This is a genomic window from Streptomyces sp. MI02-7b (genome assembly GCF_033793585.1).
In the GTDB taxonomy this organism is placed as follows: Bacteria; Actinomycetota; Actinomycetes; order Streptomycetales; family Streptomycetaceae; genus Actinacidiphila.
On record NZ_JARAWX010000017.1, the window covers coordinates 173,034 to 194,216 of the forward strand.

Annotated in this window: 22 protein-coding genes and 2 pseudogenes; 10 read left to right on the forward strand and 14 right to left on the reverse strand. The window is 67.1% G+C overall.

The window, feature by feature from the left end:
* Positions 1–34 precede the first annotated feature (34 nt).
* Positions 35–1,048: a hypothetical protein gene (locus PV364_RS26685; protein ID WP_319662862.1), complete on the reverse strand. Its 1,014-nt coding sequence runs from the start codon at positions 1,046–1,048 to the stop codon at positions 35–37.
* A 114-nt stretch (positions 1,049–1,162) separates the two neighbouring features.
* Positions 1,163–1,426 carry a hypothetical protein gene (locus tag PV364_RS26690; protein WP_319662863.1) on the reverse strand — a complete coding sequence of 88 codons (264 nt, stop codon included), beginning with the start codon at positions 1,424–1,426 and terminating at the stop codon, positions 1,163–1,165.
* Positions 1,427–1,526: 100 nt separating this feature from the next.
* Here PV364_RS26690 and PV364_RS26695 point away from each other — a divergent pair, with 100 nt between their 5' ends.
* Positions 1,527–2,228: a hypothetical protein gene (locus PV364_RS26695; protein WP_319662864.1), complete on the forward strand. Its 702-nt coding sequence runs from the start codon at positions 1,527–1,529 to the stop codon at positions 2,226–2,228.
* Positions 2,229–2,977: 749 nt separating this feature from the next.
* Here the strand turns inward: PV364_RS26695 and PV364_RS41330 are convergent.
* From PV364_RS41330 to PV364_RS26710, 4 genes and pseudogenes are all read right to left on the reverse strand, one after another.
* Positions 2,978–3,311: pseudogene (locus PV364_RS41330) on the reverse strand (hypothetical protein); the annotation flags it as partial.
* A 174-nt stretch (positions 3,312–3,485) separates the two neighbouring features.
* Positions 3,486–3,977: a transposase gene (locus PV364_RS26700; RefSeq protein ID WP_319662900.1), complete on the reverse strand. Its 492-nt coding sequence runs from the start codon at positions 3,975–3,977 to the stop codon at positions 3,486–3,488.
* Positions 3,978–4,220: 243 nt separating this feature from the next.
* Entirely contained in the window at positions 4,221–4,751 is a 531-nt protein-coding gene (locus tag PV364_RS26705; RefSeq protein WP_319662866.1) for a hypothetical protein, read from the reverse strand.
* A complete protein-coding gene (locus tag PV364_RS26710) occupies positions 4,685–5,155 on the reverse strand; it encodes a transposase (RefSeq protein ID WP_319662867.1) in 471 nt (156 codons plus the stop codon). The genes PV364_RS26705 and PV364_RS26710 overlap by 67 nt, the downstream gene beginning before the upstream one ends.
* 305 nt (positions 5,156–5,460) lie before the next feature.
* On the opposite strand from PV364_RS26710, the gene PV364_RS26715 reads away from it, so the two are divergent.
* Positions 5,461–6,201 (forward strand): HAD family hydrolase, encoded by a 741-nt coding sequence (locus PV364_RS26715; RefSeq protein WP_319662868.1) that lies wholly within the window; start codon positions 5,461–5,463, stop codon positions 6,199–6,201.
* On the opposite strand, the gene PV364_RS26720 is transcribed toward PV364_RS26715, so the two are convergent.
* The 7 genes from PV364_RS26720 to PV364_RS26750 all read right to left on the reverse strand — a co-directional run bounded on the left by PV364_RS26720 (position 6,179) and on the right by PV364_RS26750 (position 11,943).
* Positions 6,179–7,126: an aldo/keto reductase gene (locus PV364_RS26720; RefSeq protein WP_319662869.1), complete on the reverse strand. Its 948-nt coding sequence runs from the start codon at positions 7,124–7,126 to the stop codon at positions 6,179–6,181. The two genes, PV364_RS26715 and PV364_RS26720, sit on opposite strands and share 23 nt — an antisense overlap.
* Positions 7,127–7,150: 24 nt before the next feature.
* Positions 7,151–7,891, reverse strand: a complete 741-nt coding sequence (locus tag PV364_RS26725; RefSeq protein ID WP_319662870.1) for a hypothetical protein — start codon at positions 7,889–7,891, stop codon at positions 7,151–7,153.
* Positions 7,878–8,474, reverse strand: a complete 597-nt coding sequence (gene hisG / locus PV364_RS26730) for an ATP phosphoribosyltransferase (RefSeq protein ID WP_319662871.1) — start codon at positions 8,472–8,474, stop codon at positions 7,878–7,880. The genes PV364_RS26725 and hisG overlap by 14 nt, the downstream gene beginning before the upstream one ends.
* Positions 8,471–9,226, reverse strand: coding sequence for a MazG nucleotide pyrophosphohydrolase domain-containing protein (locus PV364_RS26735; RefSeq protein ID WP_319662872.1), 756 nt, complete (start codon positions 9,224–9,226; stop codon positions 8,471–8,473). The genes hisG and PV364_RS26735 overlap by 4 nt, the downstream gene beginning before the upstream one ends.
* Positions 9,227–9,426: 200 nt before the next feature.
* On the reverse strand, positions 9,427–10,278 hold the full coding sequence (locus tag PV364_RS26740) for a hypothetical protein (protein WP_319662873.1): 852 nt from the start codon (positions 10,276–10,278) through the stop codon (positions 9,427–9,429).
* Positions 10,279–10,282: 4 nt separating this feature from the next.
* Positions 10,283–11,386, reverse strand: coding sequence for an AIR synthase-related protein (locus PV364_RS26745; protein WP_319662875.1), 1,104 nt, complete (start codon positions 11,384–11,386; stop codon positions 10,283–10,285).
* A 68-nt stretch (positions 11,387–11,454) separates the two neighbouring features.
* Positions 11,455–11,943, reverse strand: coding sequence for an adenylate cyclase (locus PV364_RS26750; RefSeq protein WP_319662876.1), 489 nt, complete (start codon positions 11,941–11,943; stop codon positions 11,455–11,457).
* Positions 11,944–12,662: 719 nt separating this feature from the next.
* On the opposite strand from PV364_RS26750, the gene PV364_RS26755 reads away from it, so the two are divergent.
* From PV364_RS26755 to PV364_RS26790, 8 genes are all read left to right on the forward strand, one after another.
* Positions 12,663–12,851 (forward strand): hypothetical protein, encoded by a 189-nt coding sequence (locus tag PV364_RS26755; RefSeq protein WP_319662877.1) that lies wholly within the window; start codon positions 12,663–12,665, stop codon positions 12,849–12,851.
* A gap of 71 nt (positions 12,852–12,922) precedes the next feature.
* Positions 12,923–14,020: a nucleotidyltransferase domain-containing protein gene (locus tag PV364_RS26760; RefSeq protein WP_319662878.1), complete on the forward strand. Its 1,098-nt coding sequence runs from the start codon at positions 12,923–12,925 to the stop codon at positions 14,018–14,020.
* A 23-nt stretch (positions 14,021–14,043) separates the two neighbouring features.
* Positions 14,044–15,459: a TldD/PmbA family protein gene (locus PV364_RS26765; RefSeq protein ID WP_319662879.1), complete on the forward strand. Its 1,416-nt coding sequence runs from the start codon at positions 14,044–14,046 to the stop codon at positions 15,457–15,459.
* On the forward strand, positions 15,456–16,814 hold the full coding sequence (locus PV364_RS26770; protein ID WP_319662880.1) for a metallopeptidase TldD-related protein: 1,359 nt from the start codon (positions 15,456–15,458) through the stop codon (positions 16,812–16,814). Before PV364_RS26765 ends, PV364_RS26770 begins: the two co-directional genes overlap by 4 nt.
* Positions 16,815–16,856: 42 nt before the next feature.
* Positions 16,857–17,777, forward strand: a complete 921-nt coding sequence (locus tag PV364_RS26775) for an ABC transporter ATP-binding protein (protein ID WP_319662881.1) — start codon at positions 16,857–16,859, stop codon at positions 17,775–17,777.
* Between the two features lie 107 nt (positions 17,778–17,884).
* Positions 17,885–18,574, forward strand: coding sequence for an ABC transporter permease (locus PV364_RS26780; RefSeq protein WP_319662882.1), 690 nt, complete (start codon positions 17,885–17,887; stop codon positions 18,572–18,574).
* Positions 18,575–18,633: 59 nt separating this feature from the next.
* Positions 18,634–19,377: an ABC transporter permease gene (locus PV364_RS26785; RefSeq protein WP_319662901.1), complete on the forward strand. Its 744-nt coding sequence runs from the start codon at positions 18,634–18,636 to the stop codon at positions 19,375–19,377.
* A gap of 359 nt (positions 19,378–19,736) precedes the next feature.
* A complete protein-coding gene (locus tag PV364_RS26790; protein WP_319662883.1) occupies positions 19,737–19,991 on the forward strand; it encodes a hypothetical protein in 255 nt (84 codons plus the stop codon).
* A gap of 19 nt (positions 19,992–20,010) precedes the next feature.
* On the opposite strand, the pseudogene PV364_RS26795 reads toward PV364_RS26790, so the two are convergent.
* Positions 20,011–20,298: pseudogene (locus tag PV364_RS26795) on the reverse strand (IS630 family transposase); the annotation flags it as partial.
* Positions 20,299–21,183: the final 885 nt, after the last annotated feature.

Below are 21,183 nucleotides of genomic sequence, written 5' to 3' on the forward strand. Positions count from 1 at the left end.
GGCCGGGAACGTGGGGTTGGTCAGCGGTGACCGGTCAGATGGCCGGGGCCGTGTCGCGGTCGGCGGCCGCCAGCTGGTCCCAGACCGGCGCCCACAGGGCGCGGGTCTCGGGGAGCAGCGTGGACTCATGGGCGGTGTTCCGGCGGTGCATGCACTGGTTCGTGACGACCCGCGTTTCGGTGCGCACGGTGCCGCGCTGGTGGTCCTCGCACGGCTGCGCGGTCAGGACGACGGCGGGCAGCAGCTCGCGGTGATCGCTGATGCCAATGCGGTCGCCGGGAGCAACCTGGAGCGGGCCGGGCCTGCCGCGGCCGTGGGACGACCAGTGCTGATCGGTCGTCCAGAGCGTGTACTCGTGCGGGTACCGGTCGCGGAACGCGGCGAGGTAGTGCGCCGCCTCCAGAGCCCAGCCGCGCCGCTGCTCGTCGGTGTAGGCCACCGTGGGGTTCGGCACGTACGGGGGATAGCCCTGCTTCGCTCGCCACGACTGCTGCGGCTGCGCCTGCTCCTTCTCCAGCTCCTCCTGGCGTCGCATGGCGAACCACTCGCGGACGCTCATATCGGTGGGGAAGTCGTTGTACTTGCTGCCGAGTGCGGCGCGCTCCAGGTGCTCGAAGATCACGCGGCGGAAGCCGCCGACCGACAGGCGGTCGATGTCGCCGCGCTCGTCGGCGAGCTTCTGCTGCGTCGCGGGGTCGTTCCCCAGGTGCAGGATGGCCAGGTCCCGGGCCTGGTTCATCGCGCGGTCGCCGAAGTCGCGCGTTATGACACGGGGCATGCCGTCGTAGGGGAGCCAGGCCACCACGGTGTTCTTGACGGTGACTTCGTAGGCGAGGTCACCGGGCGCCCAGGGCGCGCCGTGGCGCATGTAGGAATTGTGCTTGCCGTCGGCCGCGGCCAGGTACGGCGCGTACTCGGCTTCGGTGAGCTCCCCGCACGGGCTCGGCGTGGAGCAGACGCGGAAGACCCGGCCGGTGAATCCCGGGGCCTGGACGTCGTGGAGCAGGCGCAGCTTGTGCGCGGCTTGGTCGATGGGCAGAGGGCCCATGGTCACATCCTCTGTTTCTGGTGGGCGGATGTTGGCCGGTTGCCGCCGTCCAACAGTCTCAATCATACTCGGCAATGGGTGTGTGTCAACTCCGGTTCCGGGCATCGTTGCTGGTCAGCAACGGAAGACGGTCGTTCCTTCGACCACGATGCGCAGGGGCACGGTTCGTTCTGGGTCGTCGTTCAGCAGGGCTCGGTGGGCGGTGTCGAGGCCGACGCTGATGGACAGTTCGGTGCCGTCGGGGCTGAGGCCGGCGGTGATGTCGATTCCGGCGAGCAGCAGGCAGGGGCGGGTCCAGCCGTCGCCGGTGCGGCGGGAGGGGAACCAGCGGGCGGTGCGGTGGAAGCGGTCGCGCAGCCGGGGGGAGACGGGCAGCATCGGGGAACTCCTGGGTGGGTCGGTGGCGGCGGGGGCGGTACTCGGTGACGATCAGCGGCGGGCCGTCGTCGGGGCGGGCCCACGGGCTCTTCGGGGTGACGTGGGTGATGTAGCCGTACAGCGGGACGACGTCGGTGTCGGCGCGGTGCGCGCGCAGCGCGACGATGGACCGCTCGTTGGAATACAGCTTCTGGACGGTGAACTCACCGCCGTGGTGGTTGATGAGGTGGGTGGTGATGGCGGCGTACTGGCGGGAGGCGGCCCGGCCGAGGCCGTCAGTGGTGAGGTCGACCGGTGCGGCGAGCATCAGCACGGCGGCGGCCGGGTGCCAGATGTCTTCGTGGATGCGGACCGCTGGCTCTTGGGGGAGGGCGGCGGTGAGGGCGCTGGTGTCGATGCGGTGCAGCCAGGTCGCTTCGCGCAGGGTTGCGTCGGCCAGGGCGGCGGTGGCGTGGAAGTCCCAGGGGCCTTCCAGGACGAGCGTGATGCTGTTCCCCGCTCCCGTGAGGATGCTGAGGCGGTTGCCGTCCAGCCACAGGCTTGCCGGGCCGTACGTGGCGGTGAGGCCGGGCAGGTCGGGATTCGCCGTGCGCTCGCCCAGCAGCATGGTGGACGCGACGGTTTCCGGGTTGGGGCGGGCGGCGGGCATGTCCGGCCGGGCCGGCGCCCAGCGCAGGACGCGGGACAGGACCCGGGCGGGGACCACGCCGGTGAAGGCGCCCCGGAAGTGCGCGACGGCGACGCGGGTGTCGACTCTCTCTCTAGTTACGACATGCTCGATGCGCTGACCTTGAGTATTTGAGTTACATATATGTAGCTCTGGTCTGCCATCTGACCTGGTGTGCTGTGCGGCAGGGCCGCTGGATACCCGGCTCCGTGACGCTCTGACCTGTGGTGCTGCAACTGGGCGGAGGATGTTGTGACTGCGGGGATAACCTTTTGGGTACTGCGGAACTACGGCCCGGAAGCGATCATGAAGGTTGGTGCGGGGCTAGTGCCCGAGCCCTGTCTGGATAGTGGGACCCGACCAGGGTTCGGGTCTGGCGCCTGGCGGGTATCGACGGAAGCCGCGGATCCGCCGCGCCAAATGTCTGCAAGGTCGCTTCCGGAAGTACCCCGGCTCGTTTGCCCCGCCGTAAGCCCCCTTTATGGTGAAGCCATTGCCCTCGACCGTCTGCCGGCCTCGCCCACGGCGGAGGGGGGCGGCCTACCAAGGGCAACTGCCCACCGAGGGCGCCCCAGCGCCCGAGGGGTGCGCGGAGCGCAGGGCAGGCGGCAGGAAAGGGCGGTCCAGCGCGCCCCAGGCGCTGGCGTGGGGTCCGGGGCCGCGTAGGCCCCGGTTGGGGCCGTAGGTCCCGCCCCTCACGCTCCGAGCTGTTTCAGGCAAAGGAGTGCTTTGTGTTAAGAAGCTACTGTCTTTTCGATCTTGAGGGATGCGCGTCGAACGGGAGTCTCGTTCGGGTGGTCGCGGGGCGCTGGGCGCATATGGACAGGGCCTCCTGAACAGCTCGTTGGTGTCGAATAACCGAGCAGCAGGAGGCCCTGGTGCAGCCCTTGATGAAGCCGGGCCCGATCCGCGAGCGCCGTGAGGATGCGCTGGTAGTCCACCGACAGCACCGACCAGGCCAGCCCCTGACGCCACACCGGCACCTGCGATTTCTGCTTTGCTACGGCCGACGACGATGCCAGAGCCTCGGCCGTGGTCCCGACGCCACCCGGCGCGGACAGCAGCACCGACCCGCTGGCGGGCGATCGTCCACTCCCGCCACTCCTGCTCGGCCGCGGCCAGTTCGGCCTGGACGCGATCGGCTTCCTCACGCAGCTCGTCCACCCGACGGCGAGCGGTGAGCTCGTGCTGTTCCAGCAATCCGACCACCGACGGCATCCGCGACCTCCACGGGGGCGACGACACGATGAGCCACCACTCCCACGCTGCTGCCGCCTCTACGCCTGAGCAGCAGAAACGCAGATCTCACGCTCGGAAAGACAACAGCTACTAAGCTTGACTCTGTCGGGGATCTTGGTCGCCGCCGACGTTAACTGATTGCGCGCCAGGACATCAGACGCCGGATTCCCTGCTGGTCGCAGTACTCCTGAAAGGCGGTCGGCGGCCGTGGGGCGCGCTTTCGCCTAGGGGCTGGCGGCTGAGGCGCTCGACGTTGACAGCGATGGCGGTGAGGACGTGTTGCAGGTGTGCCTTGGCCTGCCCGCGGTAGCGGCAGCGGCGCATGCCGTGGCGATGGGCGAACTCGCAGATGGTGCCCTCGATGCCGGATCTCACCGCGTAGCGCTTGTGCCAGTCCGGTTCCTGCCGCTGGGCGCGGTTGCGTATCTGCAGTTCATAGAGCGCGCGCGGAGGAAAGCCCACGTTGCGGGCGGCGTCGCGGGAGCTGGTGCACTTGGCGCGGACCGGGCAGGGCTGGCACTGGGCCTTGGTGAAGCGAGCCACGATCAGCGGGGCCGCTATCGGCGAGGACGTCGGGTATGGGCCGTGCCAGCCCTTGCTGACCTGGCCCTGCGGGCAGGTGACCTCCTGGCGGTCGAAGTCGATGCGGAAGTCGTCGCGGGCGAAGCCCTCTTGGCGGCGGTGCTGAGCGGTGGGGGTTGCCCGGCAGCGGTCCGACGACGGTGATCCGGTGCTCGCGTTCGGCCCGCTCCAGGTGGACCAGGGAGGTGTAGCCGCCGTCGACTAGATGCTGGTCGGGTCGTAGGCCTCGGTGTTCCAGCCGGGCGTGTATGCCGGGCAGTACCTCGGTGTCGGCGCTGGTAGCCGGCGTGGTGACCACGTCCGTGATCACATTGGGCCCTCGCCGGAACAGGTCTCGGTCACGTGCGCGAGGAAGCTCGTCCCGCGAGTGACCTGCCCCCGACGGGCGTATCGGGCCGTCAGGTCGTAGGGCGAGACGATCCGGTGCGCTGAGGGCGGCAGGCCGCTGTCGTCGTCATCCTCGCGCACCGCAGACGTTCGGCGCTGTCCCCGTGGTCGTTCGGGACCAGGATTTGCCGCAGCGGCCTGGACCTGGGGGCCGTCCAGCAAGCTGGGATGGTCGCGGGCCAGGTGATCCAGCAGCCGCCGGGCGTCCGCCCCAGCGGTGGTGATTCTGGTCTTGGGCCGGGTGGGGTTCTTCCCCAAGCGCACCGGCCGGCCGTATCGGCGGCCCCACTCCTCGTCGACCAGGCCGGCCAGCGCGTGGTCGGCAGTGCCGGCGAGTTCCTCGAGGGCGGCGCGCACTGCCTCGGTGATCAGCTCGAGGCGGGTCAGGTCGCGCACGGAGGCCAGGACGTGGGTGGAGTCGGTGCGCTGGGTGGTCCGCTCGCGGACCACTCCGGCCTCCTTAGGCGAGCCAGGGCGAGGTCGAGAAGCCGATCAGTCCGGCCCTCCTCAAGCAGTCGGTCGCGGAAGTCGGTGAGCACGCTGTGGTGGAAGCCCGGGTCGTCAAGGTCAAGGCCGAGCGCGTATTTGAAGTCGAGGCGGCAGCGTACGGCCTCGGCCGCGTCGCGGTCGGAGAGTCCGAGCAGGAACTGCAGCACGCTCACCGTGGCCAGCTGGGCGGGCGAGAGGCCGGGACGCCCGTCGCGTGGGTACCAGTCGGCGAAGTCCTCGTCCCGCCATAGGCCGTCGAGACGGTCGCGCACCCACATCGCCGCCGTCCCAGCCGGGTTGCCGGTACGCGTCATCCGCGCGGTCAGTGCCGGGACCTCGGAACCCGGACGGGGACGCACCGACATCTCGTACTCCTCGGCAGTCTCACGGGCCACATACGCCCGCGAGACTGCCGCACCACCATGATCACCGGCAGGCGAACACCAAGATCCCCGACAGAGTCAAGCTAAGCGTGAAAGATCCTGATTTGTCGTCAGAGGAGGTAGACCACGAGCGGATGGGCGGCCGCTGCCAGGCGTGGCCCTTGGAACGACGCCAGAGCGCGTAGTGTAAGGACCACGTTGAGCGCGGCCTGAAGTAATCCTTGATAAACAGCTCCCACGCCGGGGCGTACCTATGTAGAGGTGATCCATCTCCTTTTTCCCCTGTCGTGAGGCACAATTACGGCAACGTGCACGAGATGGGCACAAAGCGTTCAGGTATTGACGCGCCGGAGGTATCGATGAGTTCATCCGCGGTGAGGGGCGCAGTGTTCTTTGATGTGGACGGCACGCTCGTTCCCCGCACTACTTCGTCCGCGTACCTTGCCAGCTTCCTGGGGCATCACGAGGCTCTGACCGCTGCGGAGGAGGCATACGCACGGGGCGAGATGAATAATCGGGAGGTGTCGGTCATCGACGCCAGGGGATGGGCAGGACGCGACGAGCCAACTCTGCGTGAGTTGCTGCACGGTCTGCCGTTGGTCGACGGAATTGCGGAAACCGTCGCCTGGTGCACTTGTCGGGGACTGGTGCCGGTGCTGGCCACGCTGGCATGGGAGCCGGTCGGGCGCTATCTGGCGGAGAGATTCAGCATCAGCTCCTTCTGTGGGCCCCATCTGGAGCTGGAGCGGGGCCTATGCACCGGACGGGTTTTGACTCATTTCGATGAGTATGACAAGAGGGACTATTGCATTGCGGAGGCTGATCGGCTCGGCGTGCCTATAAGCGCGTGTGTCGCCATTGGTGACAGCCGCTCCGACCTGCCTCTGTTTTCCGAAGTAGGGTGCGGCATCGCCTTCAACGGCACGCCGGCGGTCCGGCGTGCCGCGGTCCTAGCAGTGGATGGCGATGATCTGAGAGCCGTCCTGCCCTTGCTAGAAGGGTGGCTCACCCCTCCAGCAAGGTGCTGACGGCCGAGAGTAGTTCGTTGTCGATCTTTAGGCCGACGGCCGCAGCGTTGGCCTCGGCGTGGACTGGGTTGCGCGTACCGACGGCGGCGGCGACGACCTCGGGCCGGGCGAGGAGCCAGGACAGCGCCAACTGGGCGACGGAGTAGCCGGCCTGCTTGGCAAGAGGGGTGAGGCCGTGGACGATGGCCAGATGGGCGCGACGGGCTTCCGGGGCGAAGAAGCGGGGGTAGTTCTCCGCGCAGAAGAAGTCGTGCGCCATCACGACGCCGCCGCGCCAGTCGTCGAACTGCGTCTCTTCATCGATCGTGCCCGTGAGGAGGCCGTAGGCCAGCGGCCCGTAGGCCAGCAGACCGATTCCGCGGTCCAAGCACAGGGGCCCGAAAGCGTCGATCTCATCGCGATACAGGACAGATGCTTGAACCTGTACGTAGTCGACAGGAGCCAGATCGGTGCAACGGGCGACATCCTCGACGGGGTAGTTGGACAGGCCGATCGCGCTGACCAGACCCTCCTCCCTGAGCCTGGCCATCGCGTTCCAAGTCACCTCCAGCGGCAGTTCCTGGGCGGGCCAGTGCAGCAGGTAAAGGTCGATGTGGTCTCGTCCTAGCCGCTTCAGGGACTGCTCCAGCGCGTGGCGGAGGCCGGACTCGGTGTACCGCTGGTCGTCGGGCTCCGGTGCCACCTTGGTGCACACGCGTACGTCATGGAGGCCCTGGAGGGCCTCGCCCACCACTGATTCGGCACCGCCGCCGCCGCCGTATACCTCGGCGGTGTCGACCCAGTTCATTCCCAGCCCCACAGACCGGCGTACCGCGCTGATCACATCGGCGTGCGATGTGTTGGGGCCCCAGGTGGTACCGCCTCCGGCTTCCCAGCTGCCGTAGCCCAGGCTCGACAGGTCCAGTGGGTTACGGGTCGAGGGCATGTGGTCTCCCTTATTGGATCGGGGTTACATGAGGACGGGCACGGGCAGAGCCCGTGCCGCGCCCCAGGTCTGGCCGGGTGCCTCGTCAACCGCGTGGGTCGCACGGTCTAGAGCCGTCCGGTAGGACTCGTGGTGCACTTGGAGGTGTCGGTCAATGGCTGTGCGCCAGGTGGCGACGGGCAACCCGGCACCGCCGGCCTCGTCTAGGTGCCGGTACAAAAGTCGGCCCCAGCCGTTGAGTCTGCACTGGCGCTCCACTCCGTACGCGCCGCGGAATTTGTATGCGATTGGGAAGCGGTACAGCAGCTCGAAGGACTGCAGTTCCTGTATGTGGTCGACAAGCGAGCCGTGGATCTCCACGTCCGCGACCCTCAAGAGGGAGCCCACAGCATCCTCGCTGGCGAGGTACGCGTTGCCGGCGAAGACGCCCCGGGTGCGTAGCGCCTCGTCCCAGAGGGCCATGCACACGACGATGTCGAGCAGGGGTCGCAGTGCGGGCGTGGCCGCACCCGACGTCAGCAGAGCCAGCAGCTCTGCGTCAGCGTGTGCGGGTTCGTCCGGGACATGGAGCGCAACGCCGTCAGCTTGGGCCAGCAGCGGCGTGGGCAGGCCGCGGTAGCGGTCCGGAACGACGACGTCGCATGGGACGGAATCGCGGCCCCGGAGTGCGGGCCATGCCAGCAAACGAAGGTGCGGTGGCAGTTCCTGCAACAGCACGTGCTGGCGGCTCATCTGATCGGATGTCGCCGGCTCATGCAGTGACATGGACATCCTCCCTTTGCCAGTTGCACTCGGCTTCGCCGTGACGAATGCCTGCGGCCCAGGCCAGGAGTTCCGCGCGCCTCCTGACATCTCCCCCGGTTTCGTGGGAGCAGACGAGCCACACGTCGCCGCGGAAGAGTTCTTCCACTATGTCGAGGCCGCTCTTCTTCATGGACAGGCCGGTTTCCACGCAGTCCACGGCAAGGTCGGCCAGGGTGGGGACGTACGCCTCGCACGCGCCGTGGACTCGGCGGACGGTCGCGTCTGAGTGTCTCCATTGGGCGTACTCACCGGCGAGCGAGGGGTATTCGGACACGATCCGCGGCCTGGGGCCCACTGGGTGTCCGGGGCGTCCGATGGCGCAGATGCGGACGTGGTACCAGCACAGCGGGGTCAAGCGCACGACGTCGGCGCGCGACTCCCTGATCCACTCCTCTGAGGTGATGCCAGCGTCGAGGGAGCCGTCGGCGACTAGGCCGGGGATATCCTGCAGCCTCAGCAGCCAGGAATACGAACCAGTGGGGGCCAGCGCCCGCGCCACCTCGGAGTGGGGCAGGAGCCTTCCTTTGGGCAGACCGATTCTCAACTGGCCTCCTCATGAGGTACGTAAGGGCGCAGCGCCCCGTACTTGCGAAGCTGACGGCCGTGTTCCTCGTGCATGGCGCGCGACAGCGAGCCGCCGAGATCGATACGGGCGATGTTGGCCATGCACAGGCACCAAGCGGCGACCTGTCCAAGCTCCTCCTCCAGGCGAATGGAAGGCTCGGCGCGCCGCATGGCCTGGGCGAGCTCGCCCAGTTCCTCCAGAAACCACGACAGGGCCCGTTCGGGCTCCAGCCGGCCGTACAGGTGATCGGCCTGGTGCTGGAGATCACGCAAGGAGTTCAGGGCTGTGCTGATGCCGAGTACGTCCCCTTCCTGCGCCTGATGCGGCAGGGAAGCCGCGATCGGGGGGACAGCCAGACGGACCGCTCGGGCGGCCGCCCGCGTCAGAAGGGGGTCGAGCCCTGCGGCGGAGGTCGCGTGAGCCGTTGCACAAGGGGAGGCCGGGTCGGCGGCCTGGCTCAAGCGTGCGATCCGGTCGCTGTGCGGCAGTCGCGAGATGTCTGTTCCGTCTCCCGTGATCCGGGTGAGCGCGTACGGACGTCCGTCCACGAAAACTGACGTGCCGCGCAGGATCACCAGTCGATGAGCGCAGCCCGGGGTGTGCGGGGCCAGGTCGAGCTGGCAGGTGCCTTCGGGGCCAGTCTCCACGGTCGCGTAGAGGGTCACGTCACCGTGCAGTGCGGCCACGGCTCGCAGCACCAGGTCGTCCTGAGCCCAGTCCTCGGACACCATAAGCCCGGAGGGGACATGGCGGATCCGCTGAACCGCCTTGCCGGGCTGGTCCGGACGTGGATGGAGCGTGACGCAGGGTGTGCGGGGCGGCGCGGTCTCCGGTGCGCTCTCGGGGGCCACTATCACGGTGTAGGGCCCCACACGGGAGCGCACCGGAGCGGTTCTGTTGGTTTGGGACACGGCGTTCATCACCGGAGGCCTCACGCCCCGCCACCCCACAGCCGTGGGGCGAGCAGGTTGTCGACGATTTCCGTGCACAGGTCCTGGGGGGTCCGGTCGCCGACGGCGAGGCGATACCAGCCCCAGTCTGCCGCTGCCTTGGAGAAGTGTGCTGCGCACTCCTCCTGGAGGGAGAGGAACGATTCGGAGCCAGTCTTTCCTGACAAGGCGTAGTCCTCGGCCACCCCGACACCCCTGCCCTCCACGCTGCGCCGTGCGTGGGCGGTGCCTGCGGCGCCGTCGAGGAGGATGCCCACGTCGGGCTGGAGGAATGGGTCCGCGTAGATGTCGGTGACCCGTGCGATCAACCGCTCGACGACCTCACGCGGCACTGTGTCCGCTTTGCAGGCTGCGGCGATGAGTAGTGCCTTCAGCACGGGCTTGTAGCCGTAGCTTTCGCGGACCACGACGATGCCCTCGGTAGCCTTGGGGCGTACAACCTCCGCCTCGATGACGAAGTCGAGGGCAGCTTCGACGAGCCCCGATGCGAGCGGCCCGGAGGAGCGTACCCCCTGGGCGCCGAGTGGGAACGTCTCCTCGGCGCGCAGGGCGGCGAACTCCTCGAACGTTCGGGGGATTCGCTCGTCGATGGTCAGTCCGTCGACCGTGCCGCCGCCGTACAGCAGGCGCCAGTCCTCCACCCACAATTGCTCGATGGCCGTCTGCGGATAGGGGGAGGGAGCGGGGTTGCCGTCGACCAGACGGCGCCAGCTGACCACGTGCAGGTCGATGCCGTGCTCGGCCAGCCGGCCGCGGATGTTCTCGGTGAGGGTGGTCTTGCCGATTCCGTCCGGGCCGAGCATGGCTATGCGCAACCCTGGTGTGCCAGTCATTTGATCAGCCCAATCGCAGGTCGCTGTCGGCGAATTCGATGCCGAGGTGCGGCACGCTCAGCGACCTGTCGCCCGCGACAACCTCGCCCGCGTTCCAGGCCTTGTAGCCTGCGGCCTCGGCCAGTCGAACGGTCTCGTCGGCGTCGTCCGCGGCGACGACAGCGGCGTAGCCGATGCCCATGTTGAGGGTGCCGTACGCCTCGGCGGTCGACATCTCGGTCTGCTGGGCGAGGAACTCGAGAACCTCAGGGACCTCGGGCACCGTCTCCAAGACGTAGCGGACCTGCTTCGGGGCACGCATGACCTTCATCAGCCCGTGACCCGTGACGCCGTTGAGGAACTTCGGGCGTACTTCCGACTCGAGCAGCGCTCGGATAAACCTGGCGTAGATGACGCTGGGGTCGAGCAAGGATTCCCCGAGCGTACGGCCGCTCGGCAGTGCGGTGCCGTAGCCCTGAGGGAGGCCGTCGGCGACGCGGCGGGCCAGCGAGGCGCCGTTTGCATGCAGGCCGGAGCTGGCAAGCAGCACGATGCGGTCGCCGGGGGCGACGTCCTGGCCGAGCACTGCGTCACGGCCGGGCGGCACGATCCCGAGGGCGCTGCCGGCGAGTTCGAGCCCGTCAGCGGCGACCAGGCCGGGCAGAGCGGGAGACTCGCCGCCGCCCCAGGTGGCGCCCGCCTCCTGACAGGCGTGCTGCCAGCCGGCCAGGAGCGCGGTGGCGCGCTCTTCGTCCGCATACCAGGCAGCATCGCCGGTAGAGAAGTAGGCGTTGATCACCAGCGGTGCGGCACCGACCGAAACCACGTCGTTGACGATCGCGGCGACGGCGTCGACAGCCACGTCCGCGTACCGGTTGGGACCGCCCGCGTGAAGCACCTGGTGGGCAATGAGCGACTTGGTGCCCAGCCCCTCGATGACCATGGCCATCGTCATGCCGCCGGTCTTGAAGACATAGGCCGACGCTCCCCTGGACTCCGGTACCTCCTCGGCACCGGACAGACCAAGCAGTCCGCTGGTGGCCTTGGCCCGGTCGATTGCCTCACGCTTGATCCGGTCGAGCACGCTGTAGTCGACGCCGGAGTCCCGGTAGTTGGACAGTTTCGCCATGGAACATTCCTTGCTGAGCGATGTGGTGGTGCTGTACAGGTGATCGTGGGTGTCCGCGGGATGCGCCGTCAGGCCGTCGGTCCCTCGGACCCGCCGGCCAGAGACCGATTGCCCCAGGCGGCCTGCCCGGTTATCTCGAGACCGAACCAGCACGGCGGCTCGAAGCTTCGTGCCTGGTCCGCGTCTGCGAACTCGACCTCGACGACCCGGAGTCCGGCATGCGCTCCGGTGTAGACGTCTACGACTGCTTCTGGTCCGTCGAGGGGGACGGTTGAGCGTTCCTTGGTCAGCCGATCGGGGGCAAGCTCCCAGAGCTGGTGGAAGACCTGCTCGTCGATGGGGAACTCCACCTCCTCTCGCACGTTCGCACCACTCGTCCCGGCGTCGCGTGTGGCCTTCACGGTCATGACGTACGTGTTCGCCAGAGCCCTGACTCGTACCTCCGTATGGGCCTCTTGGGGAGTCAGATAGGCCTGGCGCACGTGCACCGTCGTGCAGCCTGGAGGAAGGTCCCAGTTGTCAACGACCTGAAACTTACGCTCGATCTCGAGAGTCACCGGCTCCCCTCCTTCTCGTTCACCGACATGCTTGCGGGGTACACCGGCGCGAGTTTGCGGCCGGCCGCGAGTTTCTCCCTCGAAATCCCCCGCAGGCCTCGTGTCATGCGGCACGGCGCGTCTGTAATGCCGCGTAAGACGATAGTTCGCGACGTTCCAGATGGGCGGTTGGTCGATACACGGGCGATCTCGACTCGCGTTACCCAGGAAGATCACTTGCTCCGTCAGACCCTAGAGGTAGATGACCAACCAAGGAAGTATCACGACGATCTCTGTAGCTTTCTACGAATCCGATCGCAGCGACGTGGGTGCCCTAGGTGTGAGCCACGTCACTCACGTTCGAGTCAAAATGGAGAAAGAGCCCCGCCCGTCTGTCCGTTTTGTGGATTTTTGCACGTGAAGCACCCTCTACTCAAGCCCAACTTGTGGAGGGCGGGCCTTGCGTAGTCAGCGTGTTGGATGGATGATCATCGGAAATTCCGATGAGATGTGGCGACAGCGAGGGTTGGATGTTCATCCAATCGCCTGACGGAGTGTCGATTCGCTGATGCGTCAGACCTCTGGATCCTGTGGCGACCTCGTTTCGACCATCTCTCGAACCGTAGATTTCGATAGCCAGCGCGTGTATTGAGCATGCGGAAGGCTGTCGATCGGGACCTGCAGCGGGTCCCGCTGTTTCCGCCCTTGCCAGGGCGTTAATCCATGTGAGGAGGTGCGCTATGGAGAACGTTGACGTCATCGAGATCGACGAGGACATCGTCGAGTTCGACTCCGCCGAGGAGAACATCAGCAACGTCGGCAACGTCGGCAACGTCGGCAACGTCGGCAACGTCGGCAACGTCGGCAACGTTGGCAACATCAGCAACGTTGGCAACATCAGCAACGTTGGCAACATCAGTAACATTTGATAACGCCCGTGGCGGGAACCAAACGGTTCCCGCCACGACGCAGAAGGGACCTGCTCCGTATGGGAAGCTCCGTGGTCGCGGAAAAGATGGACGCGGCGCGGCGGCTGGGCCGCGCACTCGCTGAGGACTCCAACGGCGCGGTGGACTCGGTCTACTTGGCTGGCAGTCTTACCGCTGGGCTCGGTAACCCGACCAGCGACGCGGACTTGTTCGTCCTTGTCAACCCGGGCGCGGAGACCGACGCTGATGACGTCACGCAGTACAACGTGGATGGGCACCGCGTCGATGTGGAGCGCTACTCCCTCGCCAACGTCGAAGAACAGGTCGAACGGATCATCACCTTCGAGCTCCGCCGCGACGGACTGACAGAGCTCCACAAGCTTGCCGAGCCACTGGACTTCGTCCTGCGGCTGCGGACCTCAGAGACCGTCGTGGACTCCGCCGTGCTCAGCCGCCTAAAGAAGCGTGTGGCCGGGTCGTTGGCGGCCGTCCAGCGCACGGCGATCAATCACGCGGCCATCGGCGTCAACGGGCACCTTGAAGATTTCCTCGGCGCTGCTGCCGAAGGTGACCTGGATACGGCGGCGTTCGCTGGCCAGGAACTCGTTGCATACGCGGGCAAGGCAGTTGCCGGGGCCTCGGGCGACCTCTACTTCAGCAACAAGTGGGTGTACAAGCAGCTCGCCCGAACCGCCGTTGAGGGCTTCCCCATGGAAGCGTTCACGGCGTACCAGCGCGGGCTATGGACTGAGGGCGGCACCGACGAGGCCGAGTCTCTGGTCCGTTTCGTGCAGACCTGTGTCTGTGTCAGCCAGCTGCTTGGCGCAGCCGGCGTCCCGCTCGGCGCCTGGCCGTCCTGGACCCCGGATGCCTCACCCACCCAGGGTCTGTGGCGTAACCCCTCCTACAACGTGCTCACCACCACCGACGGCGTCCTGCTGCACTGGGAGCTACACCGGCAATTGCTCCTCAAGGAGCCGGCCGCCTACGTGTGGGCCCTGTGCGACGGGCGTACGGAGAAGGACATTGTTGTCAGCGTGGAGCACCTGGCTACCCAGGTGCCGTCGCTCGCGGCACTCGACTCGGCACGGATCGCATCCATTCTCGCCTCCCTCAGGCATAAGTCGCTAGTGGCCACGGAGCCATACCACGTGCTCGGCATGGTCTGACGGGGCAGGGGATGGTTGAGGGCATGTACCACGGGCAAGGGCCGGTCGGGCGAGATCGCGCCACGGAGCACCTGATTGACGTCGCCGAATGGGCGGTTACGGAGCTTCGGCGCTCGGCCGACTACGTCCAGGTCTATGTTTCGCGCACGCTGGAGATCAAGGTCGAGTGCGTGGACGGCAAGGTGCTCGCCACGTGCGTGGAGCCGCATGAGGGCCTGGGCTGTCTGATCCGCCAAGGGACGCGCTGGCGGTACCGTCACGTGTCGCCCTCGGCCATCGGCGAACTGCTGTCTTGGCCAGCCGCCGCTGGCTCTGGCACCAAGCCCGATGACGACAGGGCAGGTGGCGGGATGTCCGGCCCGGTCAGTCTCAGCGGGTGGCTACCGGCTTGGCAGGGGGCCGCACACCCGCCGGCATTCACCCCCACCCCCGCTGAGGAGTGGCTCGTCCGTGACACCGGTAACGTCCACTCACTGCGCACACTGGAGGACTTCACCTCCCGTGCCTTCGCTGTAGTCGACACCGAGGGCATCCGTGCCGCCAGCGCTTCCCGCACGGTCCGACAGCGCGTAGAAGCCACGGTCACCGTGAATGGGCACCATTATCGGGGATTGAGTCGTCGACTGGTACGGGGTGCGGATACCGAGGGCAAGTATCTCCCCGGCGCAGACGGGATCTCCCGGATCGCTCTCGGCCATGCCCTCGACTCTGCTGCCGCAGAGGTGCGAGGCAAGCACAGGACGCCTGTGGTCTTCGGACCTGCCGCTGCTGCCGGATTCCTCCATGAGTTGGTCGGACATGCACTAGAGGGCGACAACTTCGCGCTGCACAGCGACTATCTCACCCGGTTGCGCCGCCGGGGCGCGGTCCCCGAGCCACTCACCCTCCAGGACGACCCCACTCGGGCTGATGGCTATGGGTCGTACGACATTGACGACGAGGGCGTCGCCGCGCAGGTCACCACGTTGCTTGCCAACGGCGAGATCGGCCCCCCTCTCAGCTCGGTGCGTACCGTCCACCGCGACGGCTACATACCCACGGGCAACGGTCGCCGCAAGCACTACCGTGATGTGGCCATCCCCCGGGCCAGCAACACCGTCGCGCTGCCCGGCAAGGAGGACCCCGAGGCGCTGCTGCACGACGGCTCGGGCGGCGTGCTGTATGTCGGAGGCCTGGGCGCCGGCATGATCAACCTGGTCACTGGCGAGTACTCCTTCGCCGCCCTCAACTGCTTCTTCATCACCCCCGGCGGTCACCGCGTGCCCGCACGCGACGTGAGTCTCTATGGCGACGCACTCGACACGTTGGGCCGCATCGAGGGCATCGGCCGGGACTTCGGAGGGGACAACATCAGCTGTGGCAAGCAGGGACAGATGATCGGCATCGGAATCCACTCGCCTTCCATGCGCTATGCCGAGTTGGACTGGAGCGCCGCATGAGCGCGCTGGAAAGCACTGCCGACCATGCGCTCTCGATCACGGACGAGGTCGAGCGAAGCCTGCGCCCCAACGAGCGGTCGCACACTTTCCTCGGCCGGACAGCACGGCGACAACTGTCCGTCGACGGCGACGGTCGCAAGCGGCTCATTGGCCGGCGCGGATCCTGGGGCGGCTACGTCCACCTAGCCACCGATGAGCATGAGCTATACCTGAGCGCCCCGGCCCTGGCCGTTGGCGACGTTGCCGCGCTCGTCGACACCGGACGCGCGCTACTACACCTCGGCGGGAGGCAGCCGTCACGTGTCGCGGCCGGACTCCCGGACCCTGACGCCGCTGACCTTGGGGAGTGGTGGAACACCGAACGAACTTTGGGGCTGGCGGAACTCTCCGAGGACCCGTCACGGATCGTCGATCCGATCCATGAGGCGGCTGGATCTGGGGTTGAGTTGCGGAGCGTGCACATCACCGAGGTCCTCGGTGAGTCGGTTTACGCGCGCTCCGGTTTGGCCCGTGGCCGCAGCGGCTGCCGGGGCGTCGAGATTCAGGCCGTCGCCGCCCTCCCGGGCGGTAGGACCGCCACGGCCCTGGCCCGGTACGCCGCCTCACTCGAGGACATCGACCTGGCGGCCATGGGCCACGAGCTAGCCCTTGCCGTGGTCGGAGCCACCAGCGTCCGCGAAGCCGACTCCCCGGCACGGCCGTTCGACGGCGATCGGGTTGTCTTCACACCGAACGCCGCGGCGCAGCTGCTGAGCCACGTGACCGCAATGCTTCTGATCACTCCGATCGCGCGCTCCCTGCCGTTGCACACCGCGCTCGTCGACGACGGGCGCGCCTCGGACGGTTGGGCGGCCCGCGGCTTCGACTGTGAGGGCACGCCCACCAGCCTGATGGAGCTGGTCACCCGGGACGGCGTTCAGCAGCCCATGGTGACCCGCCTGCACTCACTGGCCTCGTCGGCAGAGGAAAGCGCCGCCAAGCGCTTGACCGGCCATGCCCTCTGGGACGGGATGAACAACTGCCCCATCCTGTCGGCCACCAACGTCCGTCTGGAGCCCTGCGGCGACACGGGTGACACGCGGGCCGGGGAGCACTGTGTGGTGGTCGACGTGCGCAGTCTAGGTGTGGAGGAGCTCAGGTCGGGGGGCCACCTCGCGTTCCGGCTGTTGATGGTACGGGTGGTGGACGGTCGGCCGTACGAAACTCTCGCACCCCTGTCGGTGGAGGGGGAGGCCATTGACTTCCTGGCTGCGATTCTCGCCGCCGGCGCGCCCGTGTCGTACAGCCCCGGCCCATTCGCGACCGCCGGAGCCACCTTGGTGATGGATCTCTCGTGCCTGCCCTCGAGAAAGTGAAGTGCGATGACATCAGCTATATTCGGTAGCTCAGGGCTCGAAGTGAGCCAGTTGTGCCGCGAGTTCCGGTCCGCCGACGGCTCCGTGCGCAAGGCCGTGGACGGGCTGGACCTAGTGGTCCGCCCCGGTGAGCTGGTGTCGGTGCTCGGTCCCAATGGCGCTGGCAAGACCACAATGGTCAAGATGCTCACTGGGCTACTGCTTCCTACCTCAGGAAAGATTCTCCTGGCCGGGCACGATGTCGTGCGAGACCGCCGACGCGCGGCGCTGGCCTGCGGCTTTACCCTCGGTGGGGACACCGGCCTGTACCCGCGCCTGAGCGCGGTGCAGAACCTGACCTTCTTCGGCTTGATGTACGGGCTGGGCGGTACTGCTCTCGACCGCAAGGCCCAACAGTTGCTTGAGGAGGTGGATCTTGCGGACCGCGCCGGGGACCAGGTCGGGTCTTTCTCCCGAGGCATGAAACAGCGGCTTCACTTGGCAAAGGCCCTGCTGCATGACCCCACGGTGATCATCCTGGACGAACCCTCTGCGGGACTGGATCCACAATCTGCCGCGGCCATGCGCGCGCTGGTGTCGCGGCTCTCTGGCGAGGGCCGCAGCATCCTGCTTACCACGCACGACATGCGTGAGGCAGAGGAGCTCAGCGACCGAATCGTGCTGATGAAGGGCGGCCAGATCCACACGGAGTCCACCGCGCCCGAACTGCGCGCGGCGGCTGCCGACCGCATGGGACACGCGGTACGGGTCGCCTTCGCTGACGGGCGGGTGCCGCACGAGCTGGAGGGGTGTCCCGGCCTTATCAGCCGGGAGAGCGATTTGGGAACGGCAACGCTACGGGTCCGGGACGGGGCCGCGTCGGTGGAATGGATCCTCAAGAACTTCCCAGGGATGACCACCAGCGTGGCAGTGACACCCCCCACTCTGGAGGAGGTCTTTCTCGAGATGGTGACTACGTCATGACGGAGAACTCCCCTAGCCCAGCCGCGGTGCGCTCTCCGCGGCTGGTGGGTCTGCCGACCTTCCGGCGTGCAGTCGTCGACCAACTTCGAATGCATGCGTCCAGCCCCATGGCCATCTTCTCCACCCTGGCCATGCCGTGTGTCTTCGCCTTCATCGCGCACAGCAGCGCCAGAAACGGCAGCGGTCCGAGCGAGACCACCAGCGACATGGCTGTCGGTTCGGCTGGCATCGGCATGCTGGACGCCATCATCGTGCTCGTTGTCTTCAGCCTGATGGACGAGAAGCAGTGGAAGACGCTCTACAGCGCCCTCGCTAGTCCAGGCGGACTGGTTCCGGTGGTGCTCGGTCGGCTGGCAGGGATCGCCGCCCAGTCGCTCACGGCGCTGCCTGGCACCTTCGTCATCCTGGCACTGCTGTGGGGAGTCGACGGAGGATTCAGCTGGGGCCGGTGGCTGGTGGGCGGAGTAGTACTTGCGTTCGCCACGTCGGCGGTGGCGGGCCTTCTTGGTTTCGCTGTGCTGCGTTATCCGTATTCAGCGGGGATGACAAATGGGCTGACAGGCATGGTGCTGGCTCTCAGCGCGCTCATCGTGCCGCAGTCCGCATTGCCGGGCCCAGTACGGGCCGTGTCGCTACTCCTTCCTCAGTCGCACACCATGAGCTGGGTACGAGGGGGCAGTTACGCCGAAATGTTCTCTGCTCTAGCGCTCACCGCTGTCTACACCATTCTGGTCGTGCTCTCCGTTCGGCGGGTGGAGCAGACTGCTCGCCGCCACGCCCTTCCCTTGGAGGTCTGATGTCTGTGGGGACGCGAACCTCTCGCGCCTACAGGTCGTGGGCGGGCCCGCGCGACGTGATGCGTGGAGCGGCGCTCTCGTACCGGGCGTTGTTCACTTGGCTCAATCCGCTGGGGTACCTCAGCTCCCGTGTAATCAGGCCGGTCGGCATGGCCATTGCCTTCACGTCACTGTCGTCCTACTACGGCGCCAGCGTCGGCAGGATGTTGGTGGGGGCTAGTCTCCTGGCAGGGGCTGGGGCGGTCCTCTACGGGATGGCGCTGGCGGTTGGCAACGAGCGTTCCTTTGGCACACTCGGCGGCTGGTTGGCGTCCCCGCAGAACAAGCTGGCCACAGCCTGCCAGCGGGCATTGCCCCACATCGCAGACGGCTTCGTCGGCGGGTTGTGCACGTACGTCGTGTGCTGCCTGCTGTACGGCAACTTCCCCCTCGGGGTCGTCGCATTCTGTGGGTTGCTCGCTGTGGGGGTGGTGACGACGTCTGGGCTAGGGCTTGCTTTGTCCGCCCTTGCGCTGCTGATTGAGGATCTGTTCGTAGGCCCGAATGCCGCCGAACTGGTGCTCATGGTGCTGTCAGGGACGCTGGTACCCCAGGAACACCTGCCCGCCTTCTTGCATCCGCTGAGCGACGTCCTACCTCTCACGCATTTGATGAAGCTGGTCGAACCTGGCACGGGTGTCGGCTCATGGGAACCGATGCAGTTGTGGGCCGAGCTGGGCATTGGTGCATTGTGGTTCGTGTTGAGCTCTGGATTCATGCTCTTTGCGGCACGGCGCGCAGCACGCAACACGTCCTTGACGTAGCGCGTCATCGCTCCATGTCTCTGGGCAGCGTGCGTTGCTCCTCACGGCTGCGAACGGTGCCATCTCTGATGGCATGCCTTGGGGTGGCCTGAAGGGTCAAGATCTTGAGACAGGAGAGGGCCTCCCATGAGTGGCTCTATCGGCTAGTGCCGCATCAGGCAACGTTCGCCCTGTCTCGGGCGACAGGGCGGCGGCGGGTGGCTGCCGGATGCACCCCGCGTAGTCTCGCGGGGTGCATCCTCATCTGAGCTTCGAGAACCCTCCCGCGCTGCCTCACGCTGTTGTGGTCGAGACGTTGGAGCGGGCTTTGTGACCGCTCGGCTGAGGGCGAGGCGGCAGGGGTCCTGGTCGGTACCGCGTTGAACGACGACGATGCGGAGTTCGTCGAGTATTGGTGCCTGCAGGTCGGGACGCGGGCTGCTTCGGGTAGCCCGCTGCTCGGACTGGCCGGCCTGTGCCTGGGACACACCGCTCGACGCTTCGGTCGTCTCAGTGATGGAGCCCTCGCGCTGGCACAGTCGCTGGCGGCGCGGGCCGACGCGGATCCGAAGGACGTGGACGGTCGGGCCCTCGACGGCTATGACGACGTGCGGAGCTTCCTGCACCTGTGGTGACGTCGCCTGCCGTACCGGGTCAGGCGGCGTTCGCCCTACTCACGAGGGCTTTGAGGCGCTTGTCGGCGGCGTTCTTGTTCCGCCAGATGATGTAGCGGCGGATCATGCTGCCCTGGGCCTTGTGAGTGGGGTGGTCAGTTCCGTCGAGGGCAAAGTAGCGCAGGGCGGTGAACTGGGCCTCGATCCGGTTGAGCCACGAACTGTTGGTCGGGGTGTAGGCGATCTCCACGTTGTTCGCCTCGGCCCAGGTCCCGACCCGCTGGCAGCGCTTGGTGGTCAGGTGCGGGGAGTAGTTGTCGCAGATGACTTCCTCGCCGCACGTCAGGTGGCGGCAGTGCCAGGGGGCGGAGGCGGAGTCGTAGGGCTCCAGGGGCTCGTACCCGGCGGCTCGCATCATGGATTCGGCCTGGGCGGCCTGGGCCCGACGCTGCTGTTCTCCGCGGGCCTTGTGGTTGCAGGAGGCGCAGCCCGACGCTGTTCCGGCGTTGATCAGTTGGCGAATGTAGGACAGTCGCGGTGTGCCGACGTGCCCGCACGTGGTGCAGCGGCAGCGCCAGGGGGTCCCGCTGTTGGTGTACGGCTCGAGCGGTTCGAGTCCGACCGACCGCATGTCAGCCTCGGCTCGCTCGGCTCCGCCGGCCCGCTCTTGGAAGATGGCCCGGCGGCTCTCTTTCGCGCACTCCGTGCAGCCGACTTGGCCGTTACTGATGTAGGCGGGTCTCGGAGTCACGATGTTGCCGCAGGCGAGGTGCCGGCATCGCCACGGCTTGCCGCTGCCGGGGTAGGGCTCCAGCGGTTCAAATCCCGCTGCCCGCATGGCGGCGGTGTGCTTGCCCTCGGCGGCCTCGCGACGGCGACGCCCTGCTTCGGCGTAGCCGCATGAGGGACAACCTGATGCCCCTGCGCGAAGCCGGTAGAGGATGACCTCGACCTCATGGCCGTTGGGGCAGCGGCAGCGCCAGGGGACGCCGCCGGTTCCGGGGTAGGGCTCCAGTGGCTGGAATCCCCGAGATCGAATCTCCTCCTCGGGTCCGGCATAGCGCATGGACCTGGCCTTCTCTCTTCGCTAGGTCGAACGGCCGGGCGGCGCGCTGAACCACACCGGCATCGTGGCAGAGCCGTCTGACACCCCGGGCGTGGCCGGCTGCCGCTACAGGCCGGCGTCGTGCAGTGGGTTGTTGTTCGACGGCGG